Consider the following 13,947-nt stretch of genomic DNA (forward strand, 5'->3'; position numbering starts at 1 on the left):
GGATAAAGGGAAAAGAGCGAGCGGTGGATGCGCGGCTACAGCAGGATCTGCAGCGGGTGCTCGACGATCTCGACGAACGCCGCGAGCCACTGCGCCGCGAGGGCGCCGTCGAGCACGCGATGGTCGGCCGAAAGCGTCACGGTGAGCACCTGCCCGACCTCAAGCTGTCCATTCTCGCCGACGACGGGGCGCGCCTCCGCGGCACCGACCGCGAGGATGCCCGACTGCGGCGGGTTGATGATCGCCGCGAACTCGCGCGTGCCGAACATGCCGAGGTTCGACACCGAGAAGGCGCCGCCCTCGAGCTCGTGCTGCTTGAGCCGGCCCTCGCGGGCGCGCCCCGCGAGGTCGCGGAGCTCGGTGCTGAGCTGCGCGACCGACTTCGTCTCGACGGCGCGCACGACGGGCGTCACGAGCCCGTTCGGCACCGACACGGCCACCGCGAGGTCGACCGAACCGAAGCGGCGCGTGGCCTCGTCGGTCCAGATCGCGTTCGCCTCGGGTACCCGCACGAGCGCCGCGCCGACGGCCTTCACGATGAAGTCGTTCACCGACAGCCGCGACTCGCGCCCCTCGTTCGCCTGCGCGCGCAGCTCGAGCAGCGCATCCACCCGCACGTCGGCGCGCAGGTAGAAGTGCGGAATCGTCTGCTTGCTCTCGGCGAGCCGGCGCGCGATCGCCCGACGCATGCCGGTGTGCGGCACGTCGTCGAAGGTGGCGTCGGTGCTGGCGCCGGAGCCGGGACCCTGGGGAGTGGGTGTTGCGGGAGCAGGTGCGGCCGCGGAGGCTTGGGCTGCGGGGGCGGGTGCGGCGGCCGGGCGAGCCTCGAGGTGGCGCTCGACGTCGCGGCGCACGATGCGGCCGTTCGGTCCGGTGCCCTCGAGGTCGGCGACCTCGAGCCCGTGCTCGCGCGCGAGCTTGCGGGCGAGGGGACTCGCGAACACGCGGGGGGATGCGGGTTCGGTGGCCTGGCGTTCGGCGGGCTCGCTTTCCGGCTCAGCCTTCGCCGCGCCGCCCGGCGCCTGCGCGAGCGCATCCTCGGCCGGCTCACCGTCGGTCGCGATGACCGCGATCGGCTTGCCGACGGGCACGGTGTCGCCCTCCTCGAAGAGCAGGCCCGCGACGACGCCGGCGGCGTCGGCCTCGAACTCGACGACGGCCTTCTCGGTCTCGATCTCGACGATCGGCTGCCCTGCCGCGACCTCGTCGCCGGCGGCGACGAGCCACACCTGGATCTTCGCATCCTCGCCACCGGCGGCGAGCTGCGGCATCTTCACGATGGTGGCCATTACTTCGTTCCTCCCCAGGCGTCGCGCACGCGCTCGAGCGCGTCGACGACCTCTTCGGTCTTCGCGATCGAGGCGCGCTCAAGCACCTTCGAGATCGCGGGCGAGGCGTGGCTACCCGTGACGCGCTCGACCGGCTGGTCGAGGTAGTCGAAGTAGCGTCGCTGAATCTCGTCGGCGAGCCACGCGCCGTAGCCGGCGCCGCGCGCGCCCTGCTCGACGATGAGCACGTTGTTCGTCTTCTTGATGCTCTCGCCGAGCGTCGCCCAGTCGAGCGAGGCGCGGTCGAGCCAGCGCAGGTCGATGAGCTCGGCGTCGACGCCCGTCTGCTCAATCGCCTCGGCGGCGTGGTGCACCATCGAGAGGTACGACAAGACCGTGACGTCACTCCCCTCGCGGCGCACGACCGCGGCGCCGTCACCGGGTGCGATGACGTGGTCGAGGTTGCCCGCGGGCACCCGCTCCTTGCGGCCGTAGAGGTCGACGTGCTCGATCACGAGCACCGGGTCTTCGAGCGCGAGCGCCGCGTTCATGAGGCCCGCGTAGTCGACCGCGTTCGACGCGGCGACGATGCGCCAGCCGGGCTGCGTCGCGAAGATGCCGGCCGGGTCCATGAGGTGCTGCTGGCCGTAGCCCGACCCCATCGCGACCTTCGTGCGCAGCACGAGCGGCACCGTGTTGTTGTCGCCGAACATGTGGCGGATCTTGCCGGCCTGGTTGAACACCTGGTCGGCGGCGACCCACATGAAGTCGGCGTACATGAACTCGACGACGGGCCGGTAGCGGCCGTCGGTCGCGAGCCCCGTCGCGGCGCCGAAGAAGCCGTTCTCGCTGATCGGCGTGCCGACGACGCGTTCGGGGCCGAAGCGCTCGACGAGCCCCTTCGTCGCGCCGTTCGTGCCGCCGCCCAGGTGCTGCACGTCTTCGCCGAGCACGACGATGCGGTCGTCCTGCTCCATACGGCGGCCGAGCGTCTCGGCAATCGAATCGACGAACTTCACGTCGCGCCACTCGCACGAATCGGCCGCGGGCTCGGTGTGGTCGAGCCCCTCGAGCTCCGACGCGTCGCCGCGCAGGCCCGCGTCGACGTTCGCCGGGTCGGGCCAGAGCTCGGGGCGGATGCGCCGACGGTCGGCGTCGTCGGGGTGCTGCTCCACGAGCTCGGCGACGATCTCGCGCATCGCCGAAACGGCCTGGTCGCGCACCGCCTTCGCGGCGTCGTCGTCGAGCTGCCCGAGCTTGCGCATCTCGGTCGCGACGCGCTCGAGCGGGTCGCGACGGCGCCACTCCTGCTCCTCGTCCTTCGTGCGGTAGCCGAACGCGCTGCCGGGGAACGGGCCGTTCTGGTGGAAGAAGCGGTACACCTCGGCCTCGACCACGGCGGGCCCCTCGCCCGAGCGCATCCGTTCGGTCGCCTCGGTCATCGCGAGGTGCACGGCGAGCGGGTCCATGCCGTCGACGCGCCATCCGGGAATCCCGAAGCCCTGGCCGCGCACCGAGAAGCGCGTGTCGGCCGTCACCTCGCTCGCGTGCGTCGAGACGGCGTAGAGGTTGTTCTCGATGAAGAACGCGACCGGCAGCTTCCACGCCGCCGCGAGGTTCATCGACTCGAGCACCGAGCCGATCTGGCTCGAGCCGTCGCCGAAGTAGTTTACCGTGACGTCGCGCGTGCCCGCGAGCTTGCGGGCCCACGCCGCGCCGGCCGCCATGGGGGCGCCGCCGCCGACGATCGCGTTCGTGCCGAGCGCGCCGGCCTCGAGCCACTGCAGGTGCATCGAGCCGCCGCGGCCGCCCGAGAAGCCCTGCGCGAGGCCGAGGATCTCAGCGAGGCTGCGCTGCAGCACCGCCTGGAGCTCGGGCGTGACGAGGTTCGCGAGGTCGAGGCCGTCGGGGCAGACGTGCCCGATGACCTTCGCAAGAAACTGGTGGTGGCCGCGGTGCGAGCCCGAGACCGCGTCGGCCGACGTGAGGCCGAGCGCCGAGCCGACGGCGCCGCCCTCCTGGCCGATGCTCGAGTGCGCGGGGCCGTGCACGAGGCCCTCGGCGGCGAGCTCAAGCACCGCCTCCTCGAAGGCGCGCACGAGGTGCAGCTGCCCGAGCATCGTGGCGAGCAGCGCGGGGTCGGCGGCGGCCCAGTCGTCGTCGGTCGTGCGGAGCTCGACCCACTCGACCCCGGTCGAAAGTGGTTCGCGGTTCGGCATCGTTGCCTCCAGGTCAGGACGTTTTTGTGTGGCGGGACGGGGCGACACCGCCCCGGTTCTCGACGATGCTATTCCAGAATTGGCGCCAACTCCACCTGATTTGCGAACTTTTTCCGCTCATTCACGTTTGATTGGCTCCAATATGCGGGTTTATCGTGGTGACATGATCCCCACGCTTCACGGTTCCGACCACTTCGGGTTCACCGTGCCCGACCTCGATGCGGCCGACGACTTCCTCGTGCGCATCCTCGGCGCCGTGCCCGTCTACGACCTCGCCGGCAAGCGCGCCGACGACGACTGGATGCACACCCAGATCGGCGTGCACCCCCGCACCGAGATCGCGCGCATCCGCTTCTACCGCCTCGGCAACGGCACGAACCTCGAGGTGTTCGAGTACGACGCCGCCGACGGCCAGCGCCCCCAGCCGAGCAACAGCGACATCGGCGGGCACCACCTCGGGCTCTACGTCGACGACCTCGACGCGGCCGTCGCCTACCTGCGATCCGAGGGCGTCGAGGTCATGGGCGAGCCCGTCGCGAGCGCCGAGGGCGCGGCCGGGCAGCGGTGGGTGTACTTCCGCGCGCCCTGGGGCATGCAATTCGAGCTCGTCTCGTTCCCCGACGGCAAGGCCTACGAGCGCGACGCCGACGTGCGCCTGTGGCACCCCGCACATCCCGCCGACTAGGTGCGCCCGGGCCCGTGCCGCATAATCGAGCAATGACCGAAACGCCTCCGCCGCACGCCGATGCCGTCGTGCACGGCAAGAGCGGCGAGCAGGTCACCGAGTGGCTGCGCCGCGACATCCTCGAGGGCGTGTTCGTGCCGGGCGCGCGCATCCGCCAAACCGACCTCGCCGAGCGGTACGGCGCGACCCGCGCGCCCGTGCGCGAGGCGCTGCGGATGCTCGCCGCGACGGGGCTCATCTCGCACGTCGCGAACGCGGGGGCCCGCGTCGCCCGGCTCACCGCCGACGAGTGCGCCGAGCTCTACCGCGTGCGCGAACGCATCGAGCCGCTGCTGCTCGAGTACACGGTGCCGCTGCTCACGCCCGACGACGTCGCCGAGCTGCGGCGCCTCGCGAACGAGATGTCGCACACCGACGACCCCGAGCTGTTCGTGCAGCTCGACCGCGAGTTTCACGACCTCACGTACCGGCCGAACGCGACGATTCTGCTCGCGCAGACGGTGCGCGACCTCTGGGATCGCACCCAGCACTACCGCCGCGAGTTCTCGCGCAAGGTGCGCTCGTTCGGCGACCAGTCGGCCGACTTCGACCACCAGCTCATCGTCAACGCGATCGAGCGCGGCGACACCGACGAGGTCGGGCGCCTCATCGAGCTGCACATTCGCCGCACGCGCCTCAGCCTCGTCGCGCACCCCGAGGTGTTTGCGTAGACAGTGCCTGCGTAACTACCTGCGCACCGCGAACGGCGCGAGGTCGAACGCCCAGCCGTCGGCCGCGGGCTGGCTGCCCGAGACGAGGTCGGTGACGATGCGCCCCGTGAGCGGCCCGAGCGAGAGGCCGTGCATGTTGTGGCCCGACGCGACGATGACCTCGCGGCGCCCCTCGACCGGGCCGAGCAGCGGCAGTCCATCGGCGGTCATCGGCCGCGGGCCCATCCACTCGTCGGTGCGGGCCGACCAGTCGGCGTCGTCGATGAGCCGCGAGGCGAAGCTCGCGAGCACGTCGAGCCGGTCGCGGTTGCGCTGCTCGGGGCGGCCGTCGAACTCCATCATGCCGACGATGCGCAGTCGGCCGTGCATGGGAATCGCGACGCAGTGGAGGTCCATCGAGTGCACGAGCGTGCGCGGCATCGTGCGCACCGGCACCGTGAACGAGTAGCCCTTGCCGGCGACGACGCCCGCCGACCGGATGCCCGAGCGGCGCAGCACGCGCGAGGTCCACGCCCCGGCGGCGAGCACGACCCGGTCGCCCGTGATGATGCGACGGGTGCCCCGCTCGTCGATCGCGACGACGGATGCGCCGCTCCCGAGCTGCTCGACCGTCGCGTCGGTCACGACATTCGCCCCGAGCGCGAGGACGCGCTCGATGAGGCTCGCGACGAACGTGACTGGGTCGAGCGAGAACTCGCCCGGCAGCAGGAACCAGTACTCGGTCTCGTCGGTGAGCGCGGGTTCCGCGCGCCGCAGCGCATCGCCCGACATCGGCTCGCCGGGCGCCTGCGCCCAGCCCCGCGCAGCGCGGTCGGCGTAGAGCGCGTGCGCCGCGAGCAGCGTCGGCTCGTCCTGCGCCGTCATGAGGAACCCGTGGCCCCCGCCCGACGTGTCGACACCGTCGTCGGCCATCGCCTCGAGCGACGGCAGCATGTGCGGCAAGAACTGCGCGAGCGCGGCGTCGCCCCGCGCCCGCAGCTTCGGCAGCGACGACGCGAGAAAGCCCATCCCGAACCCCGCGAGCCGCGGCAGCTTGCCGGGCGAGATCGAGAGGTACGAGCGGGTGCTGAAGAGCCCGGCGACGATGTCGCGCGCCGTGTTCGTCGAGGCGAGCGGCGCGACCATCTGCGGCGTGAGTTCGCCCGCGTTGCCGGTCGCGGCGCCCGCGCCGAGGTGGTCGCGCTCGATGATCGTGACGCGGTGCCCCTCGCGCAGCAGCCAGTACGCCGAGCAGAGGCCAATGAGCCCGCCGCCCACGACGAGCACGTGGTGCCGCTTGGTCATGACTGCGACCCCTCCGCAAACTCCCGCACCTGCCGCGCGAAGGCCTCCGCGAGTCGCCGCGCCGCCGCCGTGTTCTCGGTGTCGACCTCGAGTGCCGCCGCCGCGAGCGCGTCGCGGTCGAATCCCTTGCGGCCGAGCGCCGACTCGTCCCAGTTCGCGACGCGCTCGGCGCCCACCTCGGGGTGAAACTGCAGCGCCCACATCCGCTCGCCGACGCGGAACGCCTGGTGCGCGACGTCGGCCGAGCGCGCGAGGTGCGCGGCGCCGGGCGGCAGCTGCGTGATCTGGTCGACGTGGTTCTCGATCATGTGTGCCCCGTCGCCGAGCACCCCGAGCACAGGATCGGCACGGCCGGCGTCGGTCGTCTCGATGCGCACGGCGCCGCTCTCGGGCGTGCCGTAGTCGGCGCGCACCTCGCCGCCGGCGACGTGCGCGATGACCTGGCCGCCGAGGCAGATGCCGAGCGTCGGCACGCCGCGCTCGAGCGCCTCGGCGGTGAGGGCGCGTTCGGCGGGCAGCCACGGCGCCTCATCGTCGGCGTCGGGCATGAGCCCGCCCCCGAGCAGCACGAGGCCCGCGGCGTCGCCGAGCTCGCCCGGCAGGCCGTCTTCTCCGACGCGCTCGTCGACCTCGAGCCCAGCCTCGGCGAGCCACTCGCCGAGGCGCCGCGGCCCCGACTCGCGCGAGTTCGTCACGACGAGCACGCGGGCGGCCACTACAGCTCCTCCCCCTGCTGCGTCGTGTCGACGACGGGCCCCGCGAACTCGGGTTCACCCGCTTCCCCGGCGAGGAATCGCCGGTAGTCGTCGTCCGACGCCTCGAGCACCCGCAGCGCGTTCTCGCAGCCGAGCCCGCGCAGCTCCTGCTCGCTCCAGCCGCGCGATTCGAGCTCGTCGAACAGCGCGGGGTAGCTCGCGACGTCCTCGAGCCCCTCGGGCATGTCGGGCGAGCCGTCGTAGTCGGCGCCGAGGCCGACGGCCGCGACCCCGGCGACCTCGCGGATGTGGTCGAGGTGGTCGGCCGCGTGCTGCACCGTCACGGGCGGCGGCGTGCCCTCACCGCCGGCCTGCCCCCAGTCGTACCGCTCCTGCGAGAGGAACGACGGCACGAACGCGAGCATGACGACCCCGTCGCGCGCGCCGATCTCGGCGAGCACGTCGTCGGGCACGTTCCGCGGATGCGAAGACAGCGCGAGCGCGCCCGAGTGGCTCACGAGCGGCGGCCGCTGCGTCACCTCGAGCGCGTCGCGCATCGTCGACGGGGCGACGTGCGAGAGGTCGACGAGCACGCCGATGCGGTTGAGCTCGCGCACGACGGCGCGGCCGAAGTCGGTGAGGCCGCCGTGGCGCGCGGCGTCGGTCGCCGAGTCGGCCCAGTCGATCGTGCGCGACCACGTGAGCGTGAGGTAGCGGGCCCCGAGGCGCGCGTAGTTGCGCAGCACCGCGAGCGAGCCGTCGAACTGCGCCCCGCCCTCGACGCCGATGAGCGACGCGACTTTGCCCGCGGCCATCGCGGCGCGCGCATCCGCCGCCGTCGGCGCGAACGCGAGCCGCTCGGGATTCGCCCGCACGAAGCGGTGAATGAAGTCGATCTGCTCGAGCGTCGCGGTCACCTGGTCGGCGCCCTGGAGGTGGTCGGGGTTCACGTACACCGACCAGAACTGCCCGCCGACGCCGCCGCGCTCGAGGCGCGGGAGGTCGGTCTGCGTCGTCGCGATCGCGCCGTCGAGGCCGGCCGTCGAGTAGGCGAACTGCGTGCGGCACTCCCACGCGAAATCGTTGTGGCCGTCGAGCACGGCGTACTTCGGGGTCATACTTCCTCCACTTCGGGGATTCGCCCGCGGGCCGAATCCCAGGTTCGAGTCGCGAGCGCCGCGATGCGGTCGGCGCGCACGGTGTGGCCGAGTCCCGGCCCGGTCGGCACGCGCACGGCCCCGTCGACGGCCCGCACGGGCGGGTCGATGAGGTCGTGCTCGTAGTACTTGTCGGAGCCCGAGACGTCCGACGGCAGCGTGAACCCGGCGAGCGACGAAACGGCGATGTTTGCCGCGCGGCCGATGCCGAACTCGTGCATGCCGCCGCACCACACGGGAATCCCGAGCTCCCGGGCGCGGTCGTGGGCCCGCACCGCCTGCGTGAGCCCGCCCATCCGCGACACCTTGATGTTGAGCACGCGGCCCGCGTCCATGCGCACCATCGTCTCGAGATCGTCGAGCTGCACGACCGACTCGTCGAGGCAGATCGGGGTGTCGAGCCGCCGCTGCAGCTCCTGGTGCGCCGGGAAGTCGCGCACGCCGAACGGCTGCTCGATCATCGTGAGCCCGTATTCGTCGAGGCGCGCGAACACGTCGAGCGCGGCGTCGCCGAACGCGTAGGCGGCGTTCGCGTCGACGTGCAGGTCGAGGCGCGGATACGCCGACCGCACCGCCGCGACGGGGTCGACATCCCAGCCCGGCGCGATCTTCAGCTTGACCCGCCCGTAGCCTGCGTCGACCTGCGCCGCGACCTGTTCGAGGAGCGCATCGATCGACGCCTCGATGCCGAGCGAAACCCCCGCGTGCACGACGTCGCGCGTGCCGCCGAGGGCGGCCGCGAGCGACTCGCCCCGCCGCTGCGCGAAGGCATCCCACGCGGCGCCCGCGAACCCGGCCTTCGCGAACTCGTGCCCGCGCACGCGCGCCCAGGCCGCTTCGAGTTCGGCGGGATGCGAGAACTCGGCGCCGAGCAGCGCCGGCGCGAGGAACTCGGGGGCGACGATCCACGCGGTCTCGGTGGTCTCGGGCCCGAAGTACGGTTCGGCCGGCGTCGCGATCTCGCCCCACCCGACGACGCCGTCGGTCGTCGTCGCCTCGACGAGCAGGTGCGTGATGTCGGACTTTCTGTGCGAGCTCGTCTCGAAGCTGCGCCGCAACGGCAGCGACACCTCGAACAGCCGCACCCGCTCAATCCTCATGGGCGGCCTCGTCGTCGGGTTCGTAGAGCGCGAGCTCGCGCGCGAGCCGGTCGCGCTCGGTGAGGCGGCGGCGCGCACCCTTCGCGCTCGCCGAGGTGAGCGTGCTGAGCAGGTGCGCGACGGCGGCGACCGGCGTCGGGCTGTCGGCGTGCGACGCCGAGCCGGTGTCGACCGTGATGACGACGTCGGCGAGGTCGGTGAGCGGCGCGTCGTCGCTGTCGGTGATGATGATGAGCTGCCCTCCCGCCTCGTGGAACAGCCGCCCGAGCCGAATCACGTCGGCGCTGTAGCGCCGCATCGCGAAGGCGATGAGCACGTCGGTCGACCGCACGTCGGTGAGCGCGACGATCGGGGTGAGCGCCCGCCACTCGATGAGGTGGATGTTCGAGAGGGTCGCCGAGAGATCGGTCGACAGCAGCAGCGCGTAGGCCGCGCTCTTGCCCTCGCCCGCGATGAAGCGCCGCCGGGCGCCGAGCACGAGCGACGCGGCGGCCTGCACCGAGCCGCGCTCGGCGAGGCGCGCGAACGTGTCGGCGAGGGCGCGCGTGTCGCTCGCGATCACGCGGTCTTGCATGGTCGCGGCGCTGAGGTTCTTGCGCACCCGGTTGCCGAAGCGGTCGCGCGGCGAGACGAGGCTGCGGTTGAGTTCCTGGTCGGTCATGCGCTCACCGCCTCGTCAGTGGTTGTTGACACGACGCTCGGCACGGCGAGGTAGCCGGCCGTCGCTTCCGAGACCCGGCGGCAGCTCACGAGCACGCGGCCCGAGTGCGTCACGGTCGCGAGCGAGTCGCGCAGCCGCGCCGCGATGCGCCCGCGCTCGTCGCTGCCGGGCTCGGGTGCCGTCGTCGGCACCGCGATCCAGGTCGCGCCGTCGCCCGCGTCGCACGTGTCGCCCCAGTCGCGGGCGTCGAGCACCGGCGTGGCTGCGGTCGCCGCGCGGTTCGCGCCGCCGGTGGCGGCCGTGAGGTCCCACTCGACCATGACCCGGTCAGTGCCCGGCCGGTCGTAGTAGTCGGTGTGAAACTCGAGCCCCGTCGCGCCGAGGCTGTCGAGGTTGAAGTGGCCGTTGCGGGCGACGAGCGGGTCGAACGTCCAGCGCATCCGCTCGTGGCCCCACTCGAGCGCGACCTCGCGCTGCAGCAGCTTCAGGGCGCGCCCCGCCCCGCGCCCCTGGTAGTCGGCGTCGACGACGGCGGCCTGCGAGTAGTGAAAGTCGCGGCCCGCCGCGTCGCGCCCCGCGAAGCCGTACGCAAAGCCGACGATGCGGTCGCCGTCGTACACACCCACGGCCGAGCCGCCGTTGCGGATGATCGCCTGAATGAGTAGCGGGTTGAGCGTGATGCGCTTCGCCTCGTAGCGGAACACCCGGGTGTAGAGCTCGGCGGCCTGGCCGAGCTCGGCGTCGCTCGACAGTCGGCGTCCGGTCAACGTGCCGCTCAACATTGAGCCGGCATCGAGGGACGAGGCATTCGCCATCTTACGTCTCCTATGCTTACCCCGATTCGGAGTTGTTGGCGAGCATATAGCGACGTTGCGCGCCACACAAGGTCAGGATACGTTGCATAACATGCGCAACGATGCCGCCCCGACCGCCGTCGATCACGACGCGCTCGAGCTGCTGCGCGCGCTCGTCGAGATCGAGTCGCCGAGCGGCGATGCCGCGGGCGTCGGCCGCATCGGGGCCGTGCTGCGCGAGCGGCTCGAGGGCGCCGGCGCGAGCGTCGAGGCCCACGCCTCCCCGCTCGGTGAGCACCTCGTCGCCGAGGTGCCGGGGCGCAACGCTGCGCCCCTGCTCCTCATCGGCCACCTCGACACCGTGTGGCCCGTCGGCACCCTCGCGGGCGACGTGCCGTGGCGCGTCGAGGGCGACGTCGTGCGCGGCCCCGGCGCCTACGACATGAAGTCGGGCCTCGTCATCATGGTGCGCGCGCTCGAGCGGATCGCACACACTCGGTCCAGGCAACCGGCTCGGCCAGTGCGGCTCGTGCTCGTGTGCGACGAGGAGCTCGGCTCGCCGCACTCCGCCGACCTCGTGCGCGAGTGCGCCGCGGGCGCCCGGGCCGCGCTCGGGTTCGAGTCGCCGCATCCCGACGGCGCGCTCAAGGTGGGCCGCCGCGGCAGCGCCCGGGTCGCGATCGAGGTCGGGGGCCGCGCGGCGCACGCCGCGCTCGACCCCGAGGCGGGCGTCTCGGCGATCGACGAGCTCGTCGACCAGCTCCTGCGCGTGCGCGAGATCGTCGCCGACCCAGCGCTCGTCTCCCACGTGCTCTGCAACGTCGGCACAATCTCGGGCGGCGGGCGCGCGAACGTGATTCCCGACGCCGCGCGCGCCGAGCTCGGCCTGCGCTTCATCGACGCCGAGACCGAGCGCGCCGTGCTCGACTCGCTCGCCCGCCTCACGCCGCGGCGCGAGGGCGCGACCCTCGACGTCGCCCGCGTGAGCGGCCGGCCGACCTGGCGCGCGAGCGACGGCGACCGGATGCTCACCGACAAGATCGCGCGCGTCGCGGCCGCGCTCGGGCAGCACGTCGAGGGCCGCCCCGCCGCGGGCGGCGGCGACACGAACCTCACGGGCGCGCTCGGCATCCCGACCGTCGACGGCCTCGGCCCCCGCGGCGGCGGCGCGCACGCCGTGCACGAGCACGCGCTGTTGAGCTCCCTCGGCGAGCGCATCGACCTCGTCACGCGCCTGCTCACGACGCTGTAGGGGCCAGACAACGGCCAACAGCATCCTGGAGCGACCGAATTTGTACGGAATGATTCGTTACGCATCTCCACGTCAGGTGGCGAGTTGCCCGGCACGCCGCACATCTCGAGCACCCCATCCCGACCATGAACATGCTGATCTCTGGCCGATCCCCCACAATCTGCGCCAGGATCCAGCAAATCGAACGTCAAGGATACGTAACGGATAAGTTGACCGCCGGATATCCGAGGGTCATAATCAAGGGCAACCCGGAGGGCAACGATGCCAGCCACGTTGGAAGGATCCACGATGCGAATCTCCGCCAGATCGACCCTGTTTCGCACCGCGGCTGCGCTCACCGCCGCCGCGGTCGGACTCACGCTGTCGCCCGCGAGCCCCGTGCTCGCGAGCGAGACCGAGGAGGCGAGCGCGTCGACGATGCGCATCGCGACCTCGGGCTTCATCGACTCGTTCAACCCGTTCACGTCGATCTACCTGACACCGACGAACGCCCTGCGCTACTTCTACGAGAACCTCGTGCAGTACAGCGCCGAAGACGGCTCGCCCACCGAGGGCCTCGCCGAGTCGTGGGAGACCGAGGAGGACGGCGCGCGCTGGGTCTATCACATCCGCGAGGGCATGCAGTGGTCTGACGGCGAGCCCATCACTTCGGAAGACGTCAAGTGGACGTACGACCAGATGATGAACGACGAGATCATGGCCACCGCGAACGGCAGCCTCGTGAGCAACTTCGAGTCGGTCGAGGCGCCCGACGACCAGACGCTCGTCATCAACCTCATCGAACCGCAGGCGCCCGTGCCCGGCGTCGAGATCCCCGTCGTGCCCGAGCACGTGTGGTCGCAGATCGACAACCCGGGTGAGTTCGCGAACGACTCCGAGGTCGTCGGCTCGGGCCCGTTCGTGCTCGAGAGCTACTCGCCGAACGAGGGCTTCATCATGACCGCGAACGAGAACTTCTGGCGCGGCAAGCCCGGCATCGACCGGCTGCAGTACGTCTACTACACCGACGCCGACGCCTCGATTCAGGCGCTGCGCGCGGGCGACATCGACTTCATCTCGGGCCTCACGCCGACGCAGTTCAACGCGCTCGAGGGCCAGGAGGGCATCACGACCGTCTCGGGTGAGGGCCGCCGCTACACGTCGATCGCGCTCAACCCCGGCCAGGAGACCCGCGACGGCGAGGCCTACGGCTCGGGCAACCCGGCGCTCCACGACGTCAAGGTGCGCCAGGCGATCCGCCAGGGCATCGACGCGCAGGCGCTGCTCGACAACGTGCTCGACGGCCAGGGCGTGCTCGCGACGAGCTTCGTGCCCGCCTCGTACGCGACGTGGATGCTCCCCGAAGACGACGACGCGATCATGCAGTTCGACCCCGAGGCCGCGGCCGCCCTCCTCGACGAAGCCGGCTGGACGGAAGGCGCGAACGGCATCCGTGAGAAGGACGGCGAGACCCTCTCGCTCACGCTCCAGATCGACGCCTCTGACCCGACCGAGCAGGCGCTCGCCGAATACGTGAAGCCGTGGATGGCCGACATCGGCATCGACCTGCAGGTCGAGTCGACCGACAGCGACACCGTGAGCGCGAACGCGACCGCGGGCAACTACGACATGTACTTCTCGGGCTGGTCGCTCGGGCCCGACCCCGACTACCAGCTCAGCATCAACACCTGCGCGAACCTGCCCACCGACACCGAGGGCAACGGCGGCACGACGCAGGACGGCTACTGCGACGAGGAGTTCGACGCGCTCTACGACCAGCAGCGCGTTGAGCTCGACGAAGACGCCCGCGTCGACCTCGTGCACCAGATGCTCGCGATGAACTACACCTCGTCGGTGCAGGTCGCGCTCTACTACCCGAACCAGCTCGAGGCGTACCGTTCCGACCGGTTCGAGGGCTTCACGACGATGCCCACCGAGAACGGCATCATCGCGAACCAGTCGGGCTACTGGGGCTTCCAGTCGGTCACGCCCGTGGGCGAGGGCGGCAGCAGCGGCGCCTCGCAGACCGGGCTGTGGATCGTCATCGGCGGCATCGTCGTCGTCGCGGTGATCGTCGTGATCGTCGTCGTGAGCCGCCGCAAGAAGTCGGCCGACATCGAATAGCCGACCCCGCGTATCCGGC

General features: G+C 71.6%; 12 protein-coding genes. 4 read left to right on the forward strand and 8 right to left on the reverse strand.

The features are described 5' to 3' along the window. Positions 1–35: 35 nt before the first annotated feature. Positions 36–1,289: a dihydrolipoamide acetyltransferase family protein gene (locus tag G328_RS0103360; RefSeq protein WP_019617933.1), complete on the reverse strand. Its 1,254-nt coding sequence runs from the start codon at positions 1,287–1,289 to the stop codon at positions 36–38. Beyond that, positions 1,289–3,487 carry an alpha-ketoacid dehydrogenase subunit alpha/beta gene (locus tag G328_RS0103365; RefSeq protein ID WP_019617934.1) on the reverse strand — a complete coding sequence of 733 codons (2,199 nt, stop codon included), beginning with the start codon at positions 3,485–3,487 and terminating at the stop codon, positions 1,289–1,291. Before G328_RS0103365 ends, G328_RS0103360 begins: the two co-directional genes overlap by 1 nt. 163 nt (positions 3,488–3,650) lie before the next feature. On the opposite strand from G328_RS0103365, the gene G328_RS0103370 reads away from it, so the two are divergent. Together G328_RS0103370 and G328_RS0103375 are read left to right on the forward strand one after the other, a co-directional pair. Beyond that, positions 3,651–4,172: a VOC family protein gene (locus tag G328_RS0103370; RefSeq protein WP_019617935.1), complete on the forward strand. Its 522-nt coding sequence runs from the start codon at positions 3,651–3,653 to the stop codon at positions 4,170–4,172. 32 nt (positions 4,173–4,204) lie between these two features. Beyond that, on the forward strand, positions 4,205–4,882 hold the full coding sequence (locus G328_RS0103375) for a GntR family transcriptional regulator (RefSeq protein ID WP_019617936.1): 678 nt from the start codon (positions 4,205–4,207) through the stop codon (positions 4,880–4,882). A 15-nt stretch (positions 4,883–4,897) separates the two neighbouring features. Here the strand turns inward: G328_RS0103375 and G328_RS0103380 are convergent, their stop codons facing one another. From G328_RS0103380 to G328_RS15695, 6 genes are read right to left on the reverse strand one after another with little or no spacing between them, the layout of a single operon-like run. Beyond that, positions 4,898–6,166 (reverse strand): NAD(P)/FAD-dependent oxidoreductase, encoded by a 1,269-nt coding sequence (locus G328_RS0103380; RefSeq protein WP_019617937.1) that lies wholly within the window; start codon positions 6,164–6,166, stop codon positions 4,898–4,900. Then, a complete protein-coding gene (locus G328_RS0103385; RefSeq protein ID WP_019617938.1) occupies positions 6,163–6,882 on the reverse strand; it encodes a type 1 glutamine amidotransferase in 720 nt (239 codons plus the stop codon). The genes G328_RS0103380 and G328_RS0103385 overlap by 4 nt, the downstream gene beginning before the upstream one ends. Next, the gene (locus tag G328_RS0103390) at positions 6,882–7,979 is read right to left on the reverse strand and encodes a dipeptidase (protein WP_019617939.1); all 1,098 of its coding nucleotides are present in this window, start codon (positions 7,977–7,979) and stop codon (positions 6,882–6,884) included. The genes G328_RS0103385 and G328_RS0103390 overlap by 1 nt, the downstream gene beginning before the upstream one ends. Beyond that, positions 7,976–9,118 (reverse strand): o-succinylbenzoate synthase, encoded by a 1,143-nt coding sequence (gene menC, locus G328_RS0103395; RefSeq protein WP_040904701.1) that lies wholly within the window; start codon positions 9,116–9,118, stop codon positions 7,976–7,978. Before menC ends, G328_RS0103390 begins: the two co-directional genes overlap by 4 nt. Next, positions 9,108–9,779, reverse strand: a complete 672-nt coding sequence (locus tag G328_RS0103400) for a MurR/RpiR family transcriptional regulator (RefSeq protein ID WP_019617941.1) — start codon at positions 9,777–9,779, stop codon at positions 9,108–9,110. Before G328_RS0103400 ends, menC begins: the two co-directional genes overlap by 11 nt. Next, on the reverse strand, positions 9,776–10,594 hold the full coding sequence (locus G328_RS15695; RefSeq protein WP_019617942.1) for a GNAT family N-acetyltransferase: 819 nt from the start codon (positions 10,592–10,594) through the stop codon (positions 9,776–9,778). Before G328_RS15695 ends, G328_RS0103400 begins: the two co-directional genes overlap by 4 nt. 91 nt (positions 10,595–10,685) lie before the next feature. On the opposite strand from G328_RS15695, the gene G328_RS0103410 reads away from it, so the two are divergent. After that, positions 10,686–11,825 carry a M20 family metallopeptidase gene (locus tag G328_RS0103410; RefSeq protein WP_019617943.1) on the forward strand — a complete coding sequence of 380 codons (1,140 nt, stop codon included), beginning with the start codon at positions 10,686–10,688 and terminating at the stop codon, positions 11,823–11,825. Positions 11,826–12,113: 288 nt separating this feature from the next. Next, positions 12,114–13,928: an ABC transporter substrate-binding protein gene (locus tag G328_RS0103415; protein WP_019617944.1), complete on the forward strand. Its 1,815-nt coding sequence runs from the start codon at positions 12,114–12,116 to the stop codon at positions 13,926–13,928. Positions 13,929–13,947 lie beyond the last annotated feature (19 nt).

Source organism: [Zimmermannella] faecalis ATCC 13722 (assembly GCF_000381765.1).
In the GTDB taxonomy this organism is placed as follows: domain Bacteria; phylum Actinomycetota; class Actinomycetes; order Actinomycetales; family Microbacteriaceae; genus Gulosibacter; species Gulosibacter faecalis.

Excerpts from the sequence above, each read along its gene's own strand:
- G328_RS0103360 (WP_019617933.1), bottom strand. The coding sequence starts at position 1,289 with ATGGCCACCATCGTGAAGATGCCGCAGCTCGCCGCCGGTGGCGAGGAT.
- G328_RS0103370 (WP_019617935.1), top strand. The coding sequence starts at position 3,651 with ATGATCCCCACGCTTCACGGTTCCGACCACTTCGGGTTCACCGTGCCC.
- G328_RS0103375 (WP_019617936.1), top strand. The coding sequence starts at position 4,205 with ATGACCGAAACGCCTCCGCCGCACGCCGATGCCGTCGTGCACGGCAAG.
- G328_RS0103365 (WP_019617934.1), bottom strand. The coding sequence starts at position 3,487 with ATGCCGAACCGCGAACCACTTTCGACCGGGGTCGAGTGGGTCGAGCTC.
- menC (WP_040904701.1), bottom strand. The coding sequence starts at position 9,118 with ATGAGGATTGAGCGGGTGCGGCTGTTCGAGGTGTCGCTGCCGTTGCGG.
- G328_RS0103390 (WP_019617939.1), bottom strand. The coding sequence starts at position 7,979 with ATGACCCCGAAGTACGCCGTGCTCGACGGCCACAACGATTTCGCGTGG.
- G328_RS15695 (WP_019617942.1), bottom strand. The coding sequence starts at position 10,594 with ATGGCGAATGCCTCGTCCCTCGATGCCGGCTCAATGTTGAGCGGCACG.
- G328_RS0103410 (WP_019617943.1), top strand. The coding sequence starts at position 10,686 with ATGCGCAACGATGCCGCCCCGACCGCCGTCGATCACGACGCGCTCGAG.
- G328_RS0103380 (WP_019617937.1), bottom strand. The coding sequence starts at position 6,166 with ATGACCAAGCGGCACCACGTGCTCGTCGTGGGCGGCGGGCTCATTGGC.
- G328_RS0103415 (WP_019617944.1), top strand. The coding sequence starts at position 12,114 with ATGCGAATCTCCGCCAGATCGACCCTGTTTCGCACCGCGGCTGCGCTC.
- G328_RS0103400 (WP_019617941.1), bottom strand. The coding sequence starts at position 9,779 with ATGACCGACCAGGAACTCAACCGCAGCCTCGTCTCGCCGCGCGACCGC.